Source organism: Vibrio scophthalmi LMG 19158, assembly GCF_000222585.1.
Classification (GTDB): domain Bacteria; phylum Pseudomonadota; class Gammaproteobacteria; order Enterobacterales; family Vibrionaceae; genus Vibrio; species Vibrio scophthalmi.
In genome coordinates, this window is sequence record NZ_AFWE01000223.1 from 90507 (window position 1) to 109803 (window position 19297).

16 protein-coding genes and 1 pseudogene are annotated in these 19297 nt (G+C 45.1%); 9 read left to right on the top strand and 8 right to left on the bottom strand.

Annotated features, from left to right (window positions below):
• Position 1: 1 nt before the first annotated feature.
• The 3 genes and pseudogenes from RH88_RS21170 (at position 2) to RH88_RS21180 (ending at position 2602) form a co-directional block, all read left to right on the top strand.
• Positions 2 to 1210 (top strand): MFS transporter, encoded by a 1209-nt coding sequence (locus RH88_RS21170; protein ID WP_005599903.1) that lies wholly within the window; start codon positions 2 to 4, stop codon positions 1208 to 1210.
• An 80-nt stretch (positions 1211 to 1290) separates the two neighbouring features.
• Positions 1291 to 2024 (top strand): annotated as a pseudogene (locus RH88_RS21175) (sulfite exporter TauE/SafE family protein).
• 146 nt (positions 2025 to 2170) lie between these two features.
• Positions 2171 to 2602, top strand: coding sequence for a YccF domain-containing protein (locus RH88_RS21180; RefSeq protein WP_005599907.1), 432 nt, complete (start codon positions 2171 to 2173; stop codon positions 2600 to 2602).
• A 100-nt stretch (positions 2603 to 2702) separates the two neighbouring features.
• Here the strand turns inward: RH88_RS21180 and RH88_RS21185 are convergent, their stop codons facing one another.
• The 3 genes from RH88_RS21185 to glgX form a co-directional block, all read right to left on the bottom strand.
• Positions 2703 to 3572, bottom strand: coding sequence for a hypothetical protein (locus tag RH88_RS21185; RefSeq protein ID WP_005599909.1), 870 nt, complete (start codon positions 3570 to 3572; stop codon positions 2703 to 2705).
• A 131-nt stretch (positions 3573 to 3703) separates the two neighbouring features.
• Positions 3704 to 5401 carry a sensor domain-containing diguanylate cyclase gene (locus tag RH88_RS21190; RefSeq protein ID WP_005599911.1) on the bottom strand — a complete coding sequence of 566 codons (1698 nt, stop codon included), beginning with the start codon at positions 5399 to 5401 and terminating at the stop codon, positions 3704 to 3706.
• A 258-nt stretch (positions 5402 to 5659) separates the two neighbouring features.
• Positions 5660 to 7618 carry a glycogen debranching protein GlgX gene (gene glgX, locus RH88_RS21195; protein ID WP_005599913.1) on the bottom strand — a complete coding sequence of 653 codons (1959 nt, stop codon included), beginning with the start codon at positions 7616 to 7618 and terminating at the stop codon, positions 5660 to 5662.
• A 469-nt stretch (positions 7619 to 8087) separates the two neighbouring features.
• On the opposite strand from glgX, the gene RH88_RS21200 reads away from it, so the two are divergent.
• Entirely contained in the window at positions 8088 to 9503 is a 1416-nt protein-coding gene (locus RH88_RS21200; RefSeq protein WP_005599915.1) for a serine hydrolase domain-containing protein, read from the top strand.
• A 214-nt stretch (positions 9504 to 9717) separates the two neighbouring features.
• Positions 9718 to 9912 (top strand): hypothetical protein, encoded by a 195-nt coding sequence (locus RH88_RS21205; RefSeq protein WP_040758058.1) that lies wholly within the window; start codon positions 9718 to 9720, stop codon positions 9910 to 9912.
• 105 nt (positions 9913 to 10017) lie between these two features.
• Here the strand turns inward: RH88_RS21205 and RH88_RS21210 are convergent, their stop codons facing one another.
• Genes RH88_RS21210 through RH88_RS21220 form a run of 3 tightly spaced genes read right to left on the bottom strand, consistent with a single transcriptional unit; the run spans position 10018 to position 13395 of the window.
• On the bottom strand, positions 10018 to 11250 hold the full coding sequence (locus RH88_RS21210; RefSeq protein ID WP_005599919.1) for an ABC transporter substrate-binding protein: 1233 nt from the start codon (positions 11248 to 11250) through the stop codon (positions 10018 to 10020).
• A gap of 2 nt (positions 11251 to 11252) precedes the next feature.
• Positions 11253 to 12698 carry an ATP-binding protein gene (locus tag RH88_RS21215; protein ID WP_005599920.1) on the bottom strand — a complete coding sequence of 482 codons (1446 nt, stop codon included), beginning with the start codon at positions 12696 to 12698 and terminating at the stop codon, positions 11253 to 11255.
• On the bottom strand, positions 12688 to 13395 hold the full coding sequence (locus RH88_RS21220; protein ID WP_005599921.1) for a response regulator transcription factor: 708 nt from the start codon (positions 13393 to 13395) through the stop codon (positions 12688 to 12690). Before RH88_RS21220 ends, RH88_RS21215 begins: the two co-directional genes overlap by 11 nt.
• 281 nt (positions 13396 to 13676) lie before the next feature.
• Here RH88_RS21220 and soxR point away from each other — a divergent pair, with 281 nt between their 5' ends.
• Positions 13677 to 14120 carry a redox-sensitive transcriptional activator SoxR gene (gene soxR / locus RH88_RS21225; protein ID WP_005599922.1) on the top strand — a complete coding sequence of 148 codons (444 nt, stop codon included), beginning with the start codon at positions 13677 to 13679 and terminating at the stop codon, positions 14118 to 14120.
• A 35-nt stretch (positions 14121 to 14155) separates the two neighbouring features.
• Here the strand turns inward: soxR and RH88_RS21230 are convergent, their stop codons facing one another.
• Positions 14156 to 15079: an AEC family transporter gene (locus RH88_RS21230; protein ID WP_005599923.1), complete on the bottom strand. Its 924-nt coding sequence runs from the start codon at positions 15077 to 15079 to the stop codon at positions 14156 to 14158.
• Between the two features lie 177 nt (positions 15080 to 15256).
• Between RH88_RS21230 and RH88_RS21235 the strand changes: the two genes are divergently transcribed.
• Positions 15257 to 16141: a patatin-like phospholipase family protein gene (locus tag RH88_RS21235; protein WP_005599924.1), complete on the top strand. Its 885-nt coding sequence runs from the start codon at positions 15257 to 15259 to the stop codon at positions 16139 to 16141.
• A 15-nt stretch (positions 16142 to 16156) separates the two neighbouring features.
• Here RH88_RS21235 and RH88_RS21240 read toward each other — a convergent pair whose 3' ends face one another.
• A complete protein-coding gene (locus RH88_RS21240) occupies positions 16157 to 16684 on the bottom strand; it encodes a P-loop nucleotide/nucleoside kinase family protein (RefSeq protein ID WP_005599926.1) in 528 nt (175 codons plus the stop codon).
• Positions 16685 to 16998: 314 nt separating this feature from the next.
• Here RH88_RS21240 and RH88_RS21245 point away from each other — a divergent pair, with 314 nt between their 5' ends.
• Complete coding sequence (locus tag RH88_RS21245) at positions 16999 to 18609, top strand: ATP-binding cassette domain-containing protein (RefSeq protein WP_005599927.1); 1611 nt, start codon at positions 16999 to 17001, stop codon at positions 18607 to 18609.
• 114 nt (positions 18610 to 18723) lie between these two features.
• The gene (locus tag RH88_RS21250) at positions 18724 to 19239 is read left to right on the top strand and encodes a hypothetical protein (RefSeq protein WP_005599928.1); all 516 of its coding nucleotides are present in this window, start codon (positions 18724 to 18726) and stop codon (positions 19237 to 19239) included.
• Positions 19240 to 19297: the final 58 nt, after the last annotated feature.

Sequence of the window (19297 nt, forward strand, 5' to 3'; positions counted from 1 at the left end):
TATGAGTATTTTCCGCTTTCCATTATTGGTTTGGCTAGGGATCGGCATTTTGATCACTAGCCTTGGTATTCGTCAGTCATTTGGCATTTTTATGATGCCCATTTCTGAACACTTTCAAACGGGGCGAGAGTTTTTTAGTTTTGCTATCGCTTTGCAAAACTTACTGTTTGGTGCTTTTCAGCCATTTATTGGTATGGCAGCAGACAAATTTGGTTCAAAACGCATTATCTTTTTAGGTGCACTTTCTTATGCGTTGGGTCTTTATTTAACTTCAATTACCTCTGAAGCGAGCATGTTATATGTTTCTTTGGGAGCGTTAGTTGGCCTTGGTCTAAGCTGCACCAGCTATGTGATTGTTTTGGGGGCGGTGGCTAAAGTGGTACCCGCTGAACATGCGGCAAAAGCGTTTGGTTTAACCACTGCGGCGGGTTCATTTGGTATGTTTGCGGTCATACCTGGTGCCCAATGGTTACTGATGGATTTTGGCTGGCAGCAAGCGATGCAGGTGTTCGCGGTGCTATGTACTGTGATCATGGCGTTGAGCTTATTTATGAAAACAGCACAAAGTAATAATGTGGCGAACAATCAAAATGGCCAGGATGATCTTACGCTGAGTCAGGCAATCAAAGAAGCATTTCATCACCGTGGTTACTGGTTGATTCATGCGGGTTTCTTTGTGTGTGGTTTTCACGTTATGTTTATCGCCACTCATTTACCAAGTTACTTAGCCGATAAACACTTGCCAGCATCAAGTGCGGCAATGGCTTTGGCATACGTCGGTATTTTCAATATCTTTGGTTCGTACTTCTGGGGTGTGATGGGTGATCGCTTTAATAAGCGCTATGTGATGTCTGCGCTGTATTTGATGCGAACTGTGGTGATCGCGGGTTTTGTTACTTTGCCGATCACAGAAAACACGGCGGCTATTTTTGGTGCCGCGATTGGTTTTTGTTGGTTGGGCACAGTGCCGCTGACCTCAGGTCTAGTGCGTCAGATCTTCGGTGCTCGTTATCTATCAACCCTGTACGGTTTGGTGTTCTTTACTCACCAAGTCGGTAGCTTCCTTGGTGCATGGGCGGGTGGCCGTATTTATGATTACTATGGTAGCTATGAGCCAATTTGGTGGTCGACAGTCGTATTAGCCTTTATCGCGGCACTACTTCATATTCCCATTAATGACAAGCCAGTCACGCGATTAGCAACGGCATAATCATTAAGCGTAATATTACCGATATTTTAGAGAGCTGGGTTATACTCAGCTCTCTTTCTATCTATCGTTTGTGGTTACCCATGTTCTCAGAATGGCTTACCTCTGAGGCTCTGATTGCGGCATTTTTGATCTTTGTTGGCTCATTTGTGCAAACCTCGATTGGCTTTGGTTTGGCTATCGTCGCATCACCGCTGTTATTTTTGGTTTCTCCTGACTATGTGCCAGCGCCGATCTGCTTGGTGGCATTGTTCATCTCATTGTTAAATGCCTTGAAATACCGCTCAAGTATTGAAATTGGTGGCCTAAAAATGGCGCTGATTGGTCGCGTTCCTGGTTCTATTGCTGGTGGGGCTTTACTTGTGATGGTGTCTGGTAATGCGCTGGCCTTATGGTTGGGTATCTTGGTGCTGTTCGCTGTATTAGTCAGCCTATTGCCCGTGCGAATTGAACCGACCCCAATGCGTATGGGTATTGCCGGATTTTTTTCAGGCTTTTTTGGTACCAGTAGCGCCATTGGCGGTCCACCAATGGCACTGTTGCTGCAACATCAAGAAGCGAATCAGCTGCGTGGCAATCTATCGGCGTTCTTTGTTTTCAGCTCGATTATTTCATTGTGTGTGCAAATGCCGGTTGGCTTTTTAAATACGCATCATCTTTGGATCACTATTCCATTGCTGCCAGCGGCTTATTTGGGCTATCGCTTAGCGCGAGCCACAACAGGCTCGTTACCGAAGGAAAAATTCGAATTGGCGCGTTGGTGTTATGTTCACTTAGTGGGGCAACGGCGGTGTGGCAAGGGATAATGGCATTATAATTCATATTAGGTTCATGTATTTTATGAATACTAGTAGTATCTGTTTGGTTGATCATCTGGGCGATAGACCATAAGCTCTGGGCATTAGATGAATTCCGTTCACTCTCTATGTTTTTTATTATCATTTTTTAAAAGAGGGTAAAAATATGCGAACACTCGGTAACATCATTTGGTTTTTATTCGGTGGTGTCTTTATGGGGCTAATGTGGTGGATGTTCGGTCTGCTTGCATTCATCAGTATTATCGGTATTCCATGGGGTAGAGCCTGCTTTGTGATGGGGAATTTCTCGTTTTTCCCATTTGGTAAAGAGGCGATCTCTCGTGATGAATTAACCAATGAAATGGATATTGGTACCAGCCCGTTGGGTGTTGTCGGTAACGTGATTTGGTTCCTATTGGCTGGCGTGTGGTTGGCGATTGGTCATATTTTGTCAGCCGTCGCATGTTTTGTGACCATTATCGGTATTCCATTTGCTTTACAGCATTTGAAACTGGCGGTGATTTCACTCGCGCCGATTGGTAAAACAGTGGTATCGAAAGAAGAAGCGGCTGCAGCTCGTTACTCAATTCGTCGCTGAGTCTATTGTGACATTATTGATAGACAAGAACCGTAACAAACAGAACGCCGCTGAATAGCGGCGTTTTTATTGCTAAACGTTTTTATAGCTAAAAGTCTGCTTAGTAAGCTCTAATACCAAACGCACGTAACTGGTTGGGTAACACCTCATCGAGTCTATCGATCTCATCGACACAAACTTCAATTAAAGCGAACTGGTGCTGCTGGTAGAGCGTTTTGATTGCCTGTTTACTCACCTCGTCAGTCGGCCCTTGATCATCGCCCCAATATTGCAGATACACCTTCCCTGTCGGGAGATAAAAATCACACAACTGTTCTTGTTCAATCGGTAATGGGCGATCATAAGCGTGAACAATGCCATTCATATAGAGCCAGTTATCAATGATTAACTCACCGCGAGAGCGAACATAATGGCCATCTAAGGTGCGATGTTTGGCGGCAAATTTTTGCTGGAAATTAGAAAATGACTTATCGGTCGCATTGGCTTGCGCATCTTGGCCTAAAAATTCTATTACCGTCTGTTTTAAGCGCTGATTGTGTACGATGGTATCGTGCCACAGGGCATAGTGTTGCTCGCTTTGGCTATCAACACGTTGCTGACCGCCGTGCGTTAAGCCGGATGCGGTGACATGCCAGCCACTGTCTGTTTTGTTGATCCAACCCAGCTCACTGAGTAGTTGATTAATTTTTTTAGCATTGAGTTGAAAGCGTTCACCGATCTGCGTTGCGGTGAGCTGTTTTCCATCCGTCAGTGCATCGTCGATCAACAGGTTCTCGGGCCAAATAATGTATTGACCAAACTTGGGATGTTGGAGGTATTCTCCGCCGAATCTACGGCCCAGTTCGGTCAGCACCCAACTCTCTTCACTGCGATTAATATAACCGGCGTGTTTTAGGTCATTGAACAGTTGTTTAACATCAATACTGCGCTGTTTGGCCAGCTGAGAAGTGGATATTTTAGGTTGGGTCACGCATGGCTCCTTTGCGCTACGAGTTAGGTCTATTTTGGCAGTAATAACGGTGATAATCTATGTTTGTATCGCACTCTTAGGCCAAACTCACGCGATAAAAAAGGAGGCGAAGCCTCCTTAGTCAATTCACACTAGAATGTGTTTAATACCACCTGATTTCGACCAAGCCCTTTGGCTTGAGAAATCGCCTTGTCGGCATTACCGACGGTGATATGTTGGCTGTCACGTACCCGAGTGACGCCCATACTGATGGTGTAATGGATGTTCTCACCGTTATAGCAATAGGCGTGCTTTTCGATCAACTGCCTAAATAAATCACATTGGTCATAGGCGTCATTTTCATCATTGGCATGGAACAAGACGCAGAATTCATCCCCCCCATAACGCGCATGACTAATTGCTTTCGGCTTGGCAAAGCAGGTTTGCATCAATTCTGCAGTGGCGAGGATGATCTTGTCGCCACATTTGTGCCCATGATTGTCGTTGATCAACTTGAAGCGGTCGATATCAATCAAAGCAAAAAAGACGTGCTGGTTATCGATGTTGTGGTCAATTGCTTCACGCATGATGTGCTTGTTATCCAACTGCGTCATGACATCTTTACTAAGCAATTTCTTGTGTAGTAATAAGTTCGCTAAGGCCACTTCTGAGTAATCACAGATCATACGTACGACAGTGCGATACGTTGGCATCATTGCTTGTATGTATACCACCGCGATCAATTCATCTTTGCTAAACAGAGGTAAGCGGTAGTGACGGGCTTGAATCATCAGTTTTTTGGCCAACGGATCAGTATGCGCTTTGCTTTGGTAGTCGATGACGCCCGGAGAAAAGTGTTGTGCCAGTGGGGTGTCACACATGACCACGCGGCTGTTACCGTGAAAGTCGACAGTACTAAATTGGTTGTTATCGCGATCATACAGACAAAATTGCACACCTTGATGAGAGACGAAACGATCAAGAATATGGCGGAATTGCTGCTTGAATTGGGCTAAATCTGTTTGGCGGTTTAGTGTCGACAAAGACTGATTAAGCTGGCGAATCAAATAGGCAATCGAACCTGAGATTAACAGTAACGAAGCGATAAAGATGGCCGTCAAACCAAACTGGTAAGAAGAGGCAAGAATATCAGATCGATCTGTTCCGGAGATGAAGACCCAGTTAAAGGCATTGTCGGTATCGAATACGGTGATTTTAAATTGGTCACGATAATAGTATTCGTAATGGCCAAATTGTTGCCCGGAATCAATCAAGGCGCTAATGCCGCCATGATAGCTCACAGAAGGGGAGCCAATACGGCTTGGATCTGGATGAAAGATTAAGCGTTCAGTATGACGATCAATCACAAACACATAGCCATCGCTGAGCGTTCGTAAACCTCTTAGACTTTGAGTAGTATGCATAAGATCGAACTCAAGCCAGATTTGATTGTCACTATCCGGAGTGTATTTAACTGCAAATACCCAATAGCCGGGCTTTTTCTCATAAAGAGAAGAAACCGCTAATTTGGCGGACAATTTGACCAATGGTGTCCAAATAATGTCTGCGTTGCGCTCAGCATCGGTCGATTGCAGTGACACCGAACGATATTGGCCAGTTTCTTGGTTTACATGGATCACATCGGCATACAAAGGAGAGTGCTTGAGAATGCGTTTTGCCGTGTTGTTGAATTGCGTCAGAGATGTCGTGTTATCTAACAGGAACAGCTTGCTGGAGGCGGCTTCGATTTGAGTAGCAACTAAGCTAGAGGCGGTATTAAGGTTAGCAAGTGACTGCATATCAGCATCTTGTTCGGATGTTTTGAACTGCTGATAAGCCAAGTAAATCATACCGAGTGATAATAGTATAACGTACGGCCTGAGCGTGTGGATAACTAACTTAGGTAAAGCCATAACTGATTTTTGCCAACATGTTTAAAATTATTGTGATTTGTGTCGTATAATAAACGGATTTTGTATGCACATCAATGCACTTTTGACAACAACTCGTCGCTTTTATTAAGTAGAATTCGGGGGCGCGTCACTTTGCGCCCCTGTTGATGTGAAGATAAACAGTGTGTACAGAACTTTCTGATTGGTTCCGGAATTCTAACTAGGTGAGAAATGAAAAATTGCGATTGAAACCGGTTCAAGTAGGATTTGCTTACCATCAATCGTTTGATGCAAATCTAACCCGCCAGTATTACAGATCATATTCCACTGCTGCTGATCTTCACTCGGCAAGCTGAACCGCGCCGGTGCGTTGGTTTGGTTGATGCAATAAAATAGTTCATCGCCATGTTCGTCGATTCCAAGGTGTAAGGCGACCGCGGTGAGCTGATTCCAATCATCATGGGAGAGATCTTTACCATCGAGACGGCGCCAAAAAATCCGATTGTGATTACGACTCTCGCCACTGAATGCGCGAATAAAGGGGAGCATGTAGCATTGTCGTGCTGCAACCATCTCTGCTAACCATTGTTTAAAGTCCTGCTGATGCTGATCTAATTGCCAATTTAGCCAACTGATTTCGTTGTCTTGGCAATACGCGTTGTTATTGCCTTTTTGTGTATGTGACAACACATCAGCGGTTAAAATGTGTGGAATACCAAATGAGAACAGCAGTGTGGCCATAAAATTGCGTTTTTGTTTTTCACGCAGACTGGTCACAGATTGACGATCTGATGGCCCCTCAATGCCATAGTTTGCCGAACGGTTGTCACCGTGTCCGTCACGGTTTTGCTCTCCGTTAGCTTCGTTATGTTTAGACTTATAGGAGACCAGATCTTGCAGGCAGAAGCCGTCATGGTAAGTAATGTAATTGACCGTGAGGCGATAAGGCCAGTTGGCGGCGCTATAGAGATCTCGTGATCCCATTAAGCGTGTCGCGAGCTCTTTTAGATAGCCATTGTCACCGCGCCAAAAGCTCCGGCTAATATCGCGTAAGCGATCATTACATTCATTCCAACCTTGCGGGAAATTACCGACTTGATAACCATTTGGTCCGATATCCCAAGGCTCTGCAATGAGTTTGGTTTGCTTGAGGACGGGATCTTGCGCAACAGCTTTGAAAAAACCACTGTTTGGATTGAATTGATCACCTTCACGACCAAGAGTGGCTGCGAGATCGAAACGGAAACCATCAATATGGAATTCGTTAACCCAGTAACGAAGGGTATCCATAATTAAGTTAAGTGATGGTTGATACGCTAAGTTGACGGTGTTACCACAACCAGTGTAGTTGGCAAAATGGTGGCCATGAGTTAGGTAGTGATGCTTGTCGAGTGCTCTGAGGTTAAACGCTGGTCCATCGCTGCCCCCTTCTGCTGTGTGGTTGTAGACTACATCTAGAATGACTTCAATGCCATGACGGTGCAGTTCTCGAATGGTGGTTTTGAGCTCAAAGACCGCATCGTATTCTGCGTAACGTGGATCAGGAACCATGAAGAGATAAGGATTGTATCCCCAATAGTTCACCTTGCGCATTGAGAGTAGGTGAGGTTCATGCATACAGGCTGTGATCGGCATTAGTTGAATCGTGTTGATGTTTTGTTCACGGTAGAAGGTCAACATCGCTTCACTGATCAAGCCAAGATAGCGACCTTGCTGGCTAGTTGAAACGTTAGGGTTGCACTTAGTGACGCCCTTTACGTGAGTTTCAAACAACACCATTTCATCGCGAGGTCGGTTGGGTTTGATTACGTCTTGCCAGTCAAATTTATCATTAGTCACGACACATTTAGCCAGCTTAAAACTTTTTTCAGCGTTAAACGGTAAGGTGTAACTCAGTTCACGCTCTAGAGCTTTGGCATAGGGATCAGCGAGGTAATGTAATTGGCCGTTGATTGTTGTGATGTATCCGTATTTTTGACCTGCTTGAATATCGGTAATGTAAGTGTGTTTCACGCCCGCATATTCATGCTCTAATGGATGAGTAGTATAACTGCCAGAATCGTCAAACAACGCCAGTTGAATGTCAGGGCAGTCCGGCGAATGAATCGCAAAGTTACACCCTTGTTGAGTTAGAGTGGCACCGAGCGGATATGGGCTTGAATTAGTCACTGTCATTGATTTTATTATGTGTCTTCTGTAAGTGGATTTATCACTTGGTTAAGTACTTAAAATACCATCCAATTTTAGAGCAGAGATGCTCGCTTGAATTAGCATACTGTTATCTCTTTTTCTAAATAGTGAACTATATTGCATTTTGTATTACAGAATGTTGTCTAACTTTGACTGTTTTTTATCGTCAAATGTGATCGATCTCCAGCCTCTAAGCTCTTAGAACCAATATTAACGCTCTTGTTTCCCAATCGGTTGCTAGAAACAATAAGTGGTTTGTGGAGATATGCCTCCACAATGGCTACAAATAGTGTGTTTATTGTTCGCGGTTGTCTAAATTAGACTCACTATTTTCTTGCTGCGAAATAGAAGGAAAGATAGTTGCAGTATTGACCGCATATTGATTAGGGGTATCTACGTCGAGGTAATGTTTTTAATACAATGGAGCAAATATCCAGTGAACGGGAAGACTAGGATGTCTCGCACTTTTTTCGCAGTATTGGTTGTTATTGTGACGAGCTTAATTGGCGGTTGCTTTGATCAGCAGGAGCAGGGAATTAAATACCATGGGGTCTACACAACCGATCAAGCCAATTTACCTCTGATACAAATTTATCACCAAAATGGGCAAGATTATCTGCGCTCAGCTTGGGGTGTCCTCGCTATTGATGTAAGCACTCAAGGAGCGATAAAAATCCACGACAGTCGAGTCTCAATCTCGGGGCAGTTTACCCATGCTCAGCAGGGAGAATATCAACAAGCGCAATTTTCTGAAAATGGCCAAAGCTATCAAGCGAAACGCCATCACGCCTTGCCTCAATATCAACTATTGGACAAATTGTATGACTCACCAGAGTGGTTTACATCGGTAGGTCAGCATCAAAGCTGTCAATTTTCGTCCTGGAGTGAAAATCCTGACGCAAAGTTTGATCGAGATTTGATTGATGAACTAACGCAACTTGGCGAAAAGGAGTCTGGCCCTTTTGCTAAAACGAATAGCTTTTTGATCGCTAAAAATGGCGAGATTGTCTATGAAAAGTATCTGAATGGCTGGCAATCTGCTTACCCGCATAGTGTTCAATCCATTACCAAAAGCTTAACGGCGATGATGGTTGGCGTCGCACAGCAACAAGGAAAATTGGGTGATACTCAACAAAAACTAAGCGAACTGATGCCGCAATATGAATCGCTGCTGCAAGGTGAAAAAGCCAGTTTAACCTTACATGATTTTCTCTCAATGGGCGCTGGGCTTGAGTGGGATGAATGGGGTACGCCTTATTCTGAACCCGGCAATATTCGTTATCAAGAAATGATTGAGAATGACCCAGCTCGCTTTGTACTCAGTCGTTCAATGGTCGATAAGCCAGGGGCACGATTTAACTACAATGGTGGTTTGGTGACGATTGTTGGTCAACTTTTGGCGGAGCAAACCCAGCATGACAATTTTGCGGAGTTCATGAAGAGCAGTCCTTTGCAAAGTTTGTGTTTAGAACATGCCTATATTAGTAAGCAAGCGGGAAACCACTCTAATACCGCTGGTGGGGCATTTTTGCGTTCGCGAGATATGCTCAAATTAGGGCTGTTACTCGATAATCAAGGAAAGTGGCAAGGTAACAAGATTATCTCACCGAGTTGGATAAACCAGATGACTACGCCTTATCTTGCGACGCCAATCTATAGCTCTGGCTATGGTTATTATTGGTGGATTGACCATATCTTTAGTGGTGGTAAAACCTATCAAGTTAATTATGCGCTTGGTTATGGTGGGCAAATGATTGCGGTTGTTGATGATCTCAATTTGGTGATTGTGCGCACAGCGAGTAATTTTGAATTGCTGTTACCTCATACAAGACTCATGAAAGAGTTTATTCTTCCTGCGTTTGGCCACTAGTGCTTATCGCTTGAGTCATACTTCTGGCATAAATGTTGTGAACTCACAAATGCTAACATTTATTTTACATTGATATTGGTTTCATAAGTGATTGAATTTTAGTTTTTTTATTCTTATTTTTTGACGGTGAGAAGGAATGAATTTCGCCCCTTACTTTGACAGTTTGCCGCAACTCTCTACGCTTAATAAAAACGTCAAAGAAAAGGAGAGCGAAATGGCGACATTCAAACAGGACATTCCTAATCGTGTCACTATCTACCATGATGACCTTGAGCAGGAAAAAGCCGTAAAAAATGCGCTAGCACCAGAGAAACCGCGTTATTTCAATGGTTCACCGACCTATCAGGCGGAGAGCGTTGAATCGTTTAAGCAGAAATTAGCCAATGTGGGAATGTCTTTGGATCGCTAGATAGCGGACGAATGAATCGGTAACAGGCGACCAGTAACGGGTCGCCTGTTCTTTTTTGCGGAGTATGAATAACGTAAACATTAGCCGGATGACGGCGACCAAGTACTAGGTGCTTTGTGCGATGGCGATAATACGGCGCAAAACGGCTTCTTCGGTGACATTCGGGTTTCGATAGTAGTTGAAGATTTCTGAATTGATGGCTTGTTGGGCAATGGGATTGACCGCCATTGAGTCACTCATGCTAGGTATCGCTAGTCCGTTCTGGCTGGCTTGGATAAAGTCTTGGGCGGATTGTCTCTGGCAGGGATTGAAAGCAGAAAGGTCGATATCGGTTCGCACCGGAACTGAGCCTTTAATTTGATTGAATCGCGCTTGAAACGTTTTGTCTGCCAGCGCGTTGGCCACTTCAACGGCTTGTTGTTGACTAAAGTCAGGAGCGTCCATAAAGATAAAACTGTCCATGTTATACAAAAATGCACCGTGTGATTGAGGTGCTGGATAGCAACCTATTTGCTGCGGAACTTTAACATCGGAAGCCAGCAGATCGCCTAAGATCCAGTCGCCGCCCAATTGAAATAGCGCTTTATTGCCGATTAAGGATTGTGTTGCGGTATCCCAGTTTTGATTGGGCTGTAGCGGTTCAACAAAGCTAGCAATTTTGCGTAATTGGCGTAGCGCTAAGCGCATTTGCTCACTATCAATGTGATCGCGTTTAAGCTCGACTAACGCTTTATGGTAAAAGTCGACTCCCCCAGAGGCGATCACTAAGCTTTCAAAGAGTGACGCGATTTGCCAACTTTGTTCACCAACGGCTAAGGGGAGTAAATTGGCTTGCTGGGCTTTTTCCATCGCCTGAAACATTTCTGGCCAAGTGGTCGGTACTTGCAGTTCAAGTTGGTCGAGTAAGCGATGGTTGACCCACATCCAATTTAGTCGATGTAGGGTGATTGGTAGCGCAACATAACCGTTAGCCGATTTATTGATACTGATGGTCAGCGGATGTAGGTTTTTATCCCATTGATGCTTGAGCGCGGTTTCGTTGATGGTATGCACAATACCCACATCGTCCCATGCTTTGATACTTGGTCCTTCGATCTGTGCAACATCGGGTGTGTTACCTGCCAATGCACGAGCCTGTAATACCGTCATAGCACTGTCGCCGCCGCCACCCAGAATCGCTGAGTGCCGCAATTGGATATCATGGTGTTGTAACTGATTTTCGAGAGCTTCTAACGCTTTGATTTCGCCTTTTGAAGTCCACCAATGGAGAAACTCGACCTCAGCAAAACTGTTGGCGGAAAAGCTGGTGATGATCATAGTGAGTAGTGTTTTCTTCATGCTTAATCTCTTGGAAATGCGAGCGTCGCGCATAGGCCGCCACGTTCTGTCACACTGAGTGATAAATGACCTCCATGCGCTTTGGCAATGCTTTGCGAAATAGTGAGGCCAAGACCATTACCCTCTTTTTCGGTGTGACCTCGAAAATAGGGTTGGAAGAGTTTCTCGAGTTGATTGGCTTCGAGATATTGACTGTCTAACGAGGTGCCATGATCTTCGATCATTATGGTGATGGCATCGGCCGTTTCCGCAAGCGTAATTTCCGCCTTATGACCGTATTTGACGGCGTTATCAATCAAGTTTTGCATACAGCGCTTAATTGCTAAAGGCTTGCCTGCATAAGCTTGCACTGGTCCGCCATGGATGAAAATTCGTTCGCCATTGGGATCGATGATAGCCGCGATATGCATCACTAATTGGCGTAAATCGATCGGCTCAATATCCTCGTGGATGTCGGTTTCTTTAATGCATTGCAATGCGCCTTTAACCATCAAATCGAGATCGTTGGCTATGCGTGAAAAGCGTTCCCGTTCAATCTCATCATCAAGCATCTCGGCTCTAAGTTTTAGACAAGCAATGGGGGTTTTTAAATCGTGAGATATAGCGCCAAACAACATCTCACGATCTTTCATATGGCTGTCGATGCGACGATTCATTTTATTAAACGCATGCACTGCCGCTTTGAGCTCTGCGCTGCCTTCCTCTTTTAATTCGGGTACTTTCAAGCGGCTTGACATGAGTGTTGCGGCCTTGGCTAAACGACGGATGGGCCGGATTTCGCGCTGCACGACCACCCAAGTACAGATCAGCAACACCAACGCCGAAAGCAGCAGGGTAAACCACTCACGAATTTCGAAATAGTTGGTCTCTAAGTTGATATAAGGCGCAGGTAGTACCGCGGCTAAATAGAACCACGCGTGTTGATCGACTTTGACTTGAATCACTAAAATCGGTGGGTTGAGATCGCCATAAGAGAGTGAGTAATGCCCCCATAGCAAGGGCAACTCATCTATGGGCAGCTCTTTGTTAAATACTTTCAGTTTGTCGCGGCGAGTAAACTCGACCTGAATTGTCGGGGCATTGTGCAGTTCTTGGCGCAATACCGACTCCACTTCGTTGATCACCATGGTTTTGCGTTTGCTATCAGGCAGGGGAGCGACAGGTATTTGGTGGTTGTTGAGTGAAACAAAAAAGCGTGTACCACCCATGCTTCGCAATTGGTTAAGGACCAGATGGCGATATTCCGGTGGCAATGTTTGGAAAAAAGAGATGGTTGAAGCAGCACTGAGCGCTAAGCTGTTGACCGTCGTCGTTAGGCCTTGCTGATCCTTTTCGCTGCTGTGTTGATACCAAATTAATCCGGCTAAAAACTGAGCTAAAATAATGACGCACAGCAAGAATAAGCTGGTGCGCATTGCCAAGGAGTTGCTCCACGCTTTAACTTTCATACTGTACGCCAGCGGTAAGCATGTAACCCTTGTTACGTACGGTCAGAATCAGTGAACGATCTTTGTCATCAAGGTGATGACGTAGGCGGCTAATTTGCACGTCGATACCCCGCTCAAATGGATCGCTGTCTCGCCCCCAGATTTCACGGGCAATGTCATCGCGTGACAGAATCGATTCGGCATGGGAGATAAACAACCCGAGTAACGAAAGGTCGGCGCCGCTAAGTTGCTTGGTGGTTTGTGTTGGCAAGTGAGTCAACTGGCGAGTGACCGTATCGAGTAACCAATTTTCGAAACGTACTCGGCGTGCTAACTTGGCGCTTTGGCTGGTGATGCTGCGACGGAGAATCGTTTTGATCCGGGCTAGCAGTTCACGAGGGCTAAAGGATTTGGTTATGTAATCATCCGCGCCCATTTCAAGCCCAGCGACGCGATCAGCTTCTTCAGTTACAGCGGTGAGCATAATAATCGGTATGTTCGAGGTTCGGCGAAGTTGTTGGCATAAGCAAAAACCATCATCGCCGGGCATCATGATGTCAAGAATGATGAGATCAGTTTGATGCGTTTCTAGCACTCGCCACATGGCTTGGCCATTTTCAGCACCGATAACATCAAAGCCGGCTTTCCCAAGGTAATCGCTTAATGCTTCGCGTAGATCACGATTGTCATCGACGACTAAGATTTGTTTGCCGCTCATTCACTTTCTCATCTCTTTGAATAGAGCCACTATGATGCCATTACAGGTGATTATCTCAATTGAAGCGAGTTAATTTATTGCTATTTAAGAAGTTATTTTTGTAAGTGAACTCTTACATTCGCGGAGGTTGCGAGGGAAGTTAAGATATTTTGGCGAAAATTGTGGGCTTGAATCCTGATTTTGCGAACTCGTCGCTCACTCAGCAGGCTGGTCCTCGAACCTCAAGTTAACTTAAATTAAGCTTTAGTGAGATAAACAGTAAACATTTGGTGGTAGCAAGTATGACGATGTCAGTAGGGCAAGTGGCAGAACGGGCAGGAGTTGCAGTGTCGGCGTTGCATTTTTATGAGCAGAAAGGGTTGATTAGCAGCTGGCGAAATTCGGGTAATCAGCGCCGCTATGAGCGCAGCGTGATTCGTCGTGTCGCGGTAATTAAAGCGGCGCAACAAGTGGGGATGTCTTTGGAAGAAATCGGCCAAGCGTTTGCGATTTTACCTAAACACAAAGCGCCAACTAAAGCACAATGGGAAGCGATGGCTACTCAATGGCATGCCGATCTTGAGCATCGTATTTTGCAGTTGCAAGCATTGCAACGCGATCTTAATGGGTGTATTGGCTGTGGTTGTTTATCCCTTGATAGCTGCAATCTACGTAATCCAGAAGATAGTCGTGCAACTGATCATAGTGGCGAGTCATTACTAACTAATCCAGAAGACCAGTTTTAATCACGGTATCTAGATATAGCGCGACAGCCTAATATCTAATCTCGCTGTAGACTCGCGGCTCTATAATGCGGGGCTATAGTGACAGAGCAAAAGTGAGCAAAAGTGAGCAAAATTGGCAAGGTTAATACGCTGAAGAAGTTACCATACAGCACCATAGAAGCCACTTCTGACGGTGATATTTGAAAGCGTTCAGCAAAGAGAAAATTCATTACGGCGGGCGGCAGCATGGCAAATAACACCATCATTTGTAATTGCATCGTTGGCAGTGGAATCAACCAATAAATGATTGCAAAAGCGATCGCGCCAGTGGCCAGTGACTGGATGCTACATATCAGACCTATTTTCAATCCGCTTAAACGCATATTACACATCTGTGCACCCAGAGATAATAACATCACTGGCACGGCTGCTTGACCGAGGAGCTTAGTGGCTTCATACAAGGGCATCCAAATCGAAATGCCACAAAGGTTAAGAACAAGTGCGCTTGCTGCTGCAAGAAAGACGGGCATCTTGATCACTTGCTTAAATGGATTACCCCCACTGAGTACCGCTAAACCGATACTGACATGCGTGCAGGCGGACACAACAAATAACAGTACTGCTGAGGCGAGCGCCGATTCACCAAATGTGTAAGTAAAAAGGGGAATGGCTAAGTTACCGCTATTACGAAACATATGCGGAGGAGCCCATGCCTTAAAATCTAACTTCATGATCTTACAAATTGGGATCATCACCAATCCGGGAACGAGTACGGCGATTAATGCCGCACTAAGCAGTGGGATCTGCTCGGTATCTAAGGGCATCGCGACCAGAGAGGAAAAGACCAGTGCCGGAGTAAAGGCATCCATATTAATGCGGTTAATTGCAGCAAAATCGGGACGAATCCAACGCCCAACAGAGTAGCCAGTCAAAACTAACGCGAAGACAGGAAAGAGGATCCCGACAACTTGTTGAAACATTCCATTGTGCCAAAAGGTGATGAAGAATTAGACAATATCAGGCTTGTTGATGGGAGTCATTATTACCATGATGATTAATTGTGATAACCAATCGTGAATGGCCGAGGAAAATTCTGTTATTGTCTGTCATTATCGCAGTAGACATGTATTCAAATGTTCTCGGAAGGGCATCGCAGTATGAGTAAGGACGAATTGAAAGGGCATATTGAGCTGGTGGGAGAAAGAGCGCTCATTGTAGAAGGTGGCGCGATGCGAGGTATATTCTCATGCGGCATTTTAGATCATTTTATGGCGCAAGAGTTTTCTCCTTTTGATAGTTTTTGGGGCGTATCAGCCGGTACCAGTAATTTAGCGGCGTATTTGGCGCAGATGCCGGGAAGAAATCATAAAATTTACCTTGATTACAGCCTTCGCCGCGAGTTCTTTAATCTTCCTCAGTTTCTACGCGGTGGAGACATGATGGATCTCGATTGGATGTGGGCGATAACCCTAAAAGAGCTCGGTATCGATACCGCCGTCCTACAAGCGGATAAGCGTCCTTTTTTCATGGTCGTAACACGGCAAGATACCGGCCAGGCAGAGTATTTGACTCCTCATGTAGACAGCTTGGTTGAAACGATGAAAGCCTCAAGTGCTTTGCCGATTTTATATCGCCACGGTGTTGAACTGGAGGGGAGGCGCTACGTGGATGGCGGAGTTGCGGATGCCATTCCAGTTGCAGAAGCCATTCGTCGTGGAGCCAAGCAGATTATGGTGCTACGTAGTCGCCCGGAAAGCTACCGTAAAACTAAAGACCGATTTTCGCTGTTGATTAAACGCATGCTGCGTCAAACTCCAGCATTGGTTGAACCGATGTTGACTCGTTATCAGCGTTACAATCAAGCATTGGAACTGATTGCCAATCCACCGCAAGGCGTGGAGATTATTTCAATTTGTCCACCAGAAGAGTTCAAGTTGCAACGTTTGAGTCGAGAAACCGCCTCTTTAGAGCATGGCTACCAACTTGGAATAGAAGCAGGTAAAGAGGCGATGAAACGTTGGGGTGGTATTGCCTCGGTATAAATACCCTTAATGCGGTTACTGAGTGAGTTTAAGTTGATGAAAAAGCGCAGCAGAAGAGGCTTCAATCGATTGACCTGCGGTATCGATGCGAACCACGTTGCTGGATTCTGCCGTGTTGCTCCATGACTCGTAATGACGCTCAACCACTTGTTGCCATGTGGGTAAAATGAGATTGGCGATTGGATTGAGGCGCGTTTCAATACGCTGTTGATGCTCTTCACGATGAGAGCAGGCGATTTCAATATTGATATAGTCTGCGCCAGCCCGATTCGCGACCGACTGCCACTCATCTCGAGTCAGTTGAATGGGATTACAACAGTCGGCGATAACGTTTAAACCTAGTTTTAGGTTATCGCTGGCAATACGGTAGCTCAGTCGATAACCCTCTCCCTCGACTTTCAATTGACATAAATCTCGCAGCGCTTGCTCAACAGTATCAATTCGTAAATAAATCGCGCCAGTCTGCTTGGCTAAAGCTTGGGCTAAGGTGGATTTACCACTGCCAGGTAGGCCAGAAAAAATATATAAAGTTGGCGTCGTCATGGTCGTTGTGTTTGGCTCTCATCACATTTAAGCGATTATTATCACGAATAGATTGTCCAAAATATCATGTATGGATAAAATCTCGCCATCATTTCTGTAGGAGTTTACGCCACGATGGATTGCTAATACCTGTCATCCAAATCATCAGCCTATTTAGGCTCAATATATTCTTGGACTACAGGGTTAGTGGGCGTAGCTTCGTCTTTACCTTTTGAACTCTTTTGCTTGGTTCGACATCGCCTTTAGGCGGTGTGTTCGCGATGGCTTGGAGTTGCACCGCTGCGTCTATTTGCCCCTAAATATTAGGAGGCGATATGCCAAATACATCTCATCATTCAAGCCGCGAGAATCTAATTCAAGCAAGTAACGTCTGTTATCAATTTTCTGATGGCGGCATTCTTTTCTCATCAATCAGTTGCTCTCTCAGTAATCGGCGAACGGGATTAGTCGGCCGTAATGGCTGCGGAAAATCCTTGTTGGTTGAATTATTGACTGGTCAGCGACAGCCAACGTCGGGGGCGGTCACGATTAATACCACGCTTAGTTACTATTCACAGTTGACGTCACAGTGGCTCGAATCCGATCAAACCATCGCTCAAATGCTGAAGGTGGATAAGGTGTTAGCCGCACTTGATCGTATAGAGCAGGGGGATTGTGCAGTACATTTGTTTGACGACGTTGCTGAGCGCTGGGATTTGAAACAGCAACTTGAAGAATTGCTTGGGCAATTGGGTTTACCGTTAGATTTTGATCTGGCGCTTCGTCATCTTTCAGGGGGACAACTGGCACGGTTACAGTTGTGGCAACTGTTTGAGAGTGATTCTGAATTACTGGTGCTCGATGAACCTTCTAACCATCTTGATTATCAGGCGAAGCAGTGGTTAGTGGAAAAAATGCGCTCGTGGCAAGGTGCGATCTTGTTGATCAGTCACGATCGTATTTTGTTGCGTGAAATGTCGACTATTTGGGCGTTAAACGGCGGGGAACTTCGGCAATATGGTGGTCATTACGATGATTATTTAATCCAGAAAACGGCCCACCAGCAGGCATTGGATCGTCAAATGAATGTGGTTAAAACGCAGTTACGGCGAACCAAGCTTGAGCAGCAAAAAAGTCAAGAAAAAGCGGATAAACGAGCCGCCCAAGGCAATAAAGTTCGCAAACAAGGTGGACAGCCTAAAATACTGCTCAATGCGATGAGAAATAGTGCGCAAGCCAGTGCGGCGAGTCGTGCTACCAGTCAGCGAGGGCAAAGTGATCGTTTGAATCAAAGGCTAGATGCGTTGCAAGCTCAGCAACAAGAACAGCAGGTGATCAAGATGCGATTAAAAGCGCCACTATTAACAGCTAAACCGCTGCTTAATATCATCAATTTTACCGTTCCATTTAGCCAATGTTATCCGCTTAATGCGCAGTTAAGCAGTGGTGATAAGGTCTGGTTAATGGGTCACAATGGTTGTGGAAAGTCGACATTGTTACAGCTTATCAATCGGCAGAGTACGCCCGAGTTGCGCTGTAACTGTGCGGTGTTCTATTTAGACCAACACTTTTCACTATTGCTGCCTGAGCATTCACTGCTCGAGAACCTTGTTCACTATTGCTCTCATCTCAATCAAAGTGAAGCAAGAACGTTATTAGCGGGCATTGGTTTTAGGCGTGATGAGGTTCATCGCTTGAGTGGAAGCCTGAGTGGTGGCGAGAAGATGAAGCTAGCAATGACCATTGTCGGGCACCAAGCAGATTCACCATTGTTATTATTAGATGAACCAGACAATCATCTTGACCTACACTCTAAGCGGGTGCTTAGCCAGGCGTTAAAGAACTATCCAGCGGCGTTGATCTTGGTTAGCCATGATCAGGAGTTTGTTGGTGAAATCGGGATAAACCGAACGGTAATGTTTCATTCTTTAGTTAATAATAAATAAAAACTGGGTCGTTCATTCTAACTTTAACGTAACAGGCTTGGATTGCGTTTTATTTTAAGGCTTAGTGCTAGAGATGAATTTAGTGAAGTCGAAGCAAACTAACTGAGGGATAGTATGTCTAAATTACTGGGTGGATTGGCATCTTTGGCGGTTGGCCTACTGATCTTTGCTGGCTACGTTACTCTGTTCTCAAATGAGTGGTACCTACGCTACTCTAGCGAAATGCTGATCATATTATTTGGTCAAGTCCCTAGTGTAGAATCTTGGATTTCTGATGCTGACTTTATTGATATTCAGTTGGTCTTTACCCTTATTCAAGCGCTGATTTTAAGTGGTGTGCTTGCGATGGTGTTTAGTTTATTACTCGCGATGTTTAATGGCCTAATTCGATATGTGCACTTTGCTATTTTGGGGGTGTTTATTGGCTTTATGTATTTTGTTAGCCCCGTCTTAGTCACGTTTGCTACCAGCGGAGTGCTGAGCAAAGGTGCAGTGCCTAATCCTGTTCTCACTCAACCATTGGTGGATGCGCTGGTGTGGTATTTGCCTTTTGTTATTGCGATTTTTATTAGCGCGAATATCAAACGTCGTCAACTTGCCCAAGCGGCTCAGCGGTCATGGTTTCATTAAACGGTATTAACGTTTTCTTAAAAAGTGTTGCTGGGTATTTAGAATAACGCAGTTCATG

Coding starts and splice junctions, on each gene's coding strand:
- RH88_RS21170 (WP_005599903.1), top strand. CDS start 2: ATGAGTATTTTCCGCTTTCCATTATTGGTTTGGCTAGGGATCGGCATT.
- RH88_RS21180 (WP_005599907.1), top strand. CDS start 2,171: ATGCGAACACTCGGTAACATCATTTGGTTTTTATTCGGTGGTGTCTTT.
- RH88_RS21190 (WP_005599911.1), bottom strand. CDS start 5,401: ATGATTTACTTGGCTTATCAGCAGTTCAAAACATCCGAACAAGATGCT.
- glgX (WP_005599913.1), bottom strand. CDS start 7,618: ATGACAGTGACTAATTCAAGCCCATATCCGCTCGGTGCCACTCTAACT.
- RH88_RS21200 (WP_005599915.1), top strand. CDS start 8,088: ATGTCTCGCACTTTTTTCGCAGTATTGGTTGTTATTGTGACGAGCTTA.
- RH88_RS21205 (WP_040758058.1), top strand. CDS start 9,718: ATGGCGACATTCAAACAGGACATTCCTAATCGTGTCACTATCTACCAT.
- RH88_RS21210 (WP_005599919.1), bottom strand. CDS start 11,250: ATGAAGAAAACACTACTCACTATGATCATCACCAGCTTTTCCGCCAAC.
- RH88_RS21215 (WP_005599920.1), bottom strand. CDS start 12,698: ATGAAAGTTAAAGCGTGGAGCAACTCCTTGGCAATGCGCACCAGCTTA.
- RH88_RS21220 (WP_005599921.1), bottom strand. CDS start 13,395: ATGAGCGGCAAACAAATCTTAGTCGTCGATGACAATCGTGATCTACGC.
- soxR (WP_005599922.1), top strand. CDS start 13,677: ATGACGATGTCAGTAGGGCAAGTGGCAGAACGGGCAGGAGTTGCAGTG.
- RH88_RS21230 (WP_005599923.1), bottom strand. CDS start 15,079: ATGTTTCAACAAGTTGTCGGGATCCTCTTTCCTGTCTTCGCGTTAGTT.
- RH88_RS21235 (WP_005599924.1), top strand. CDS start 15,257: ATGAGTAAGGACGAATTGAAAGGGCATATTGAGCTGGTGGGAGAAAGA.
- RH88_RS21240 (WP_005599926.1), bottom strand. CDS start 16,684: ATGACGACGCCAACTTTATATATTTTTTCTGGCCTACCTGGCAGTGGT.
- RH88_RS21245 (WP_005599927.1), top strand. CDS start 16,999: ATGCCAAATACATCTCATCATTCAAGCCGCGAGAATCTAATTCAAGCA.
- RH88_RS21250 (WP_005599928.1), top strand. CDS start 18,724: ATGTCTAAATTACTGGGTGGATTGGCATCTTTGGCGGTTGGCCTACTG.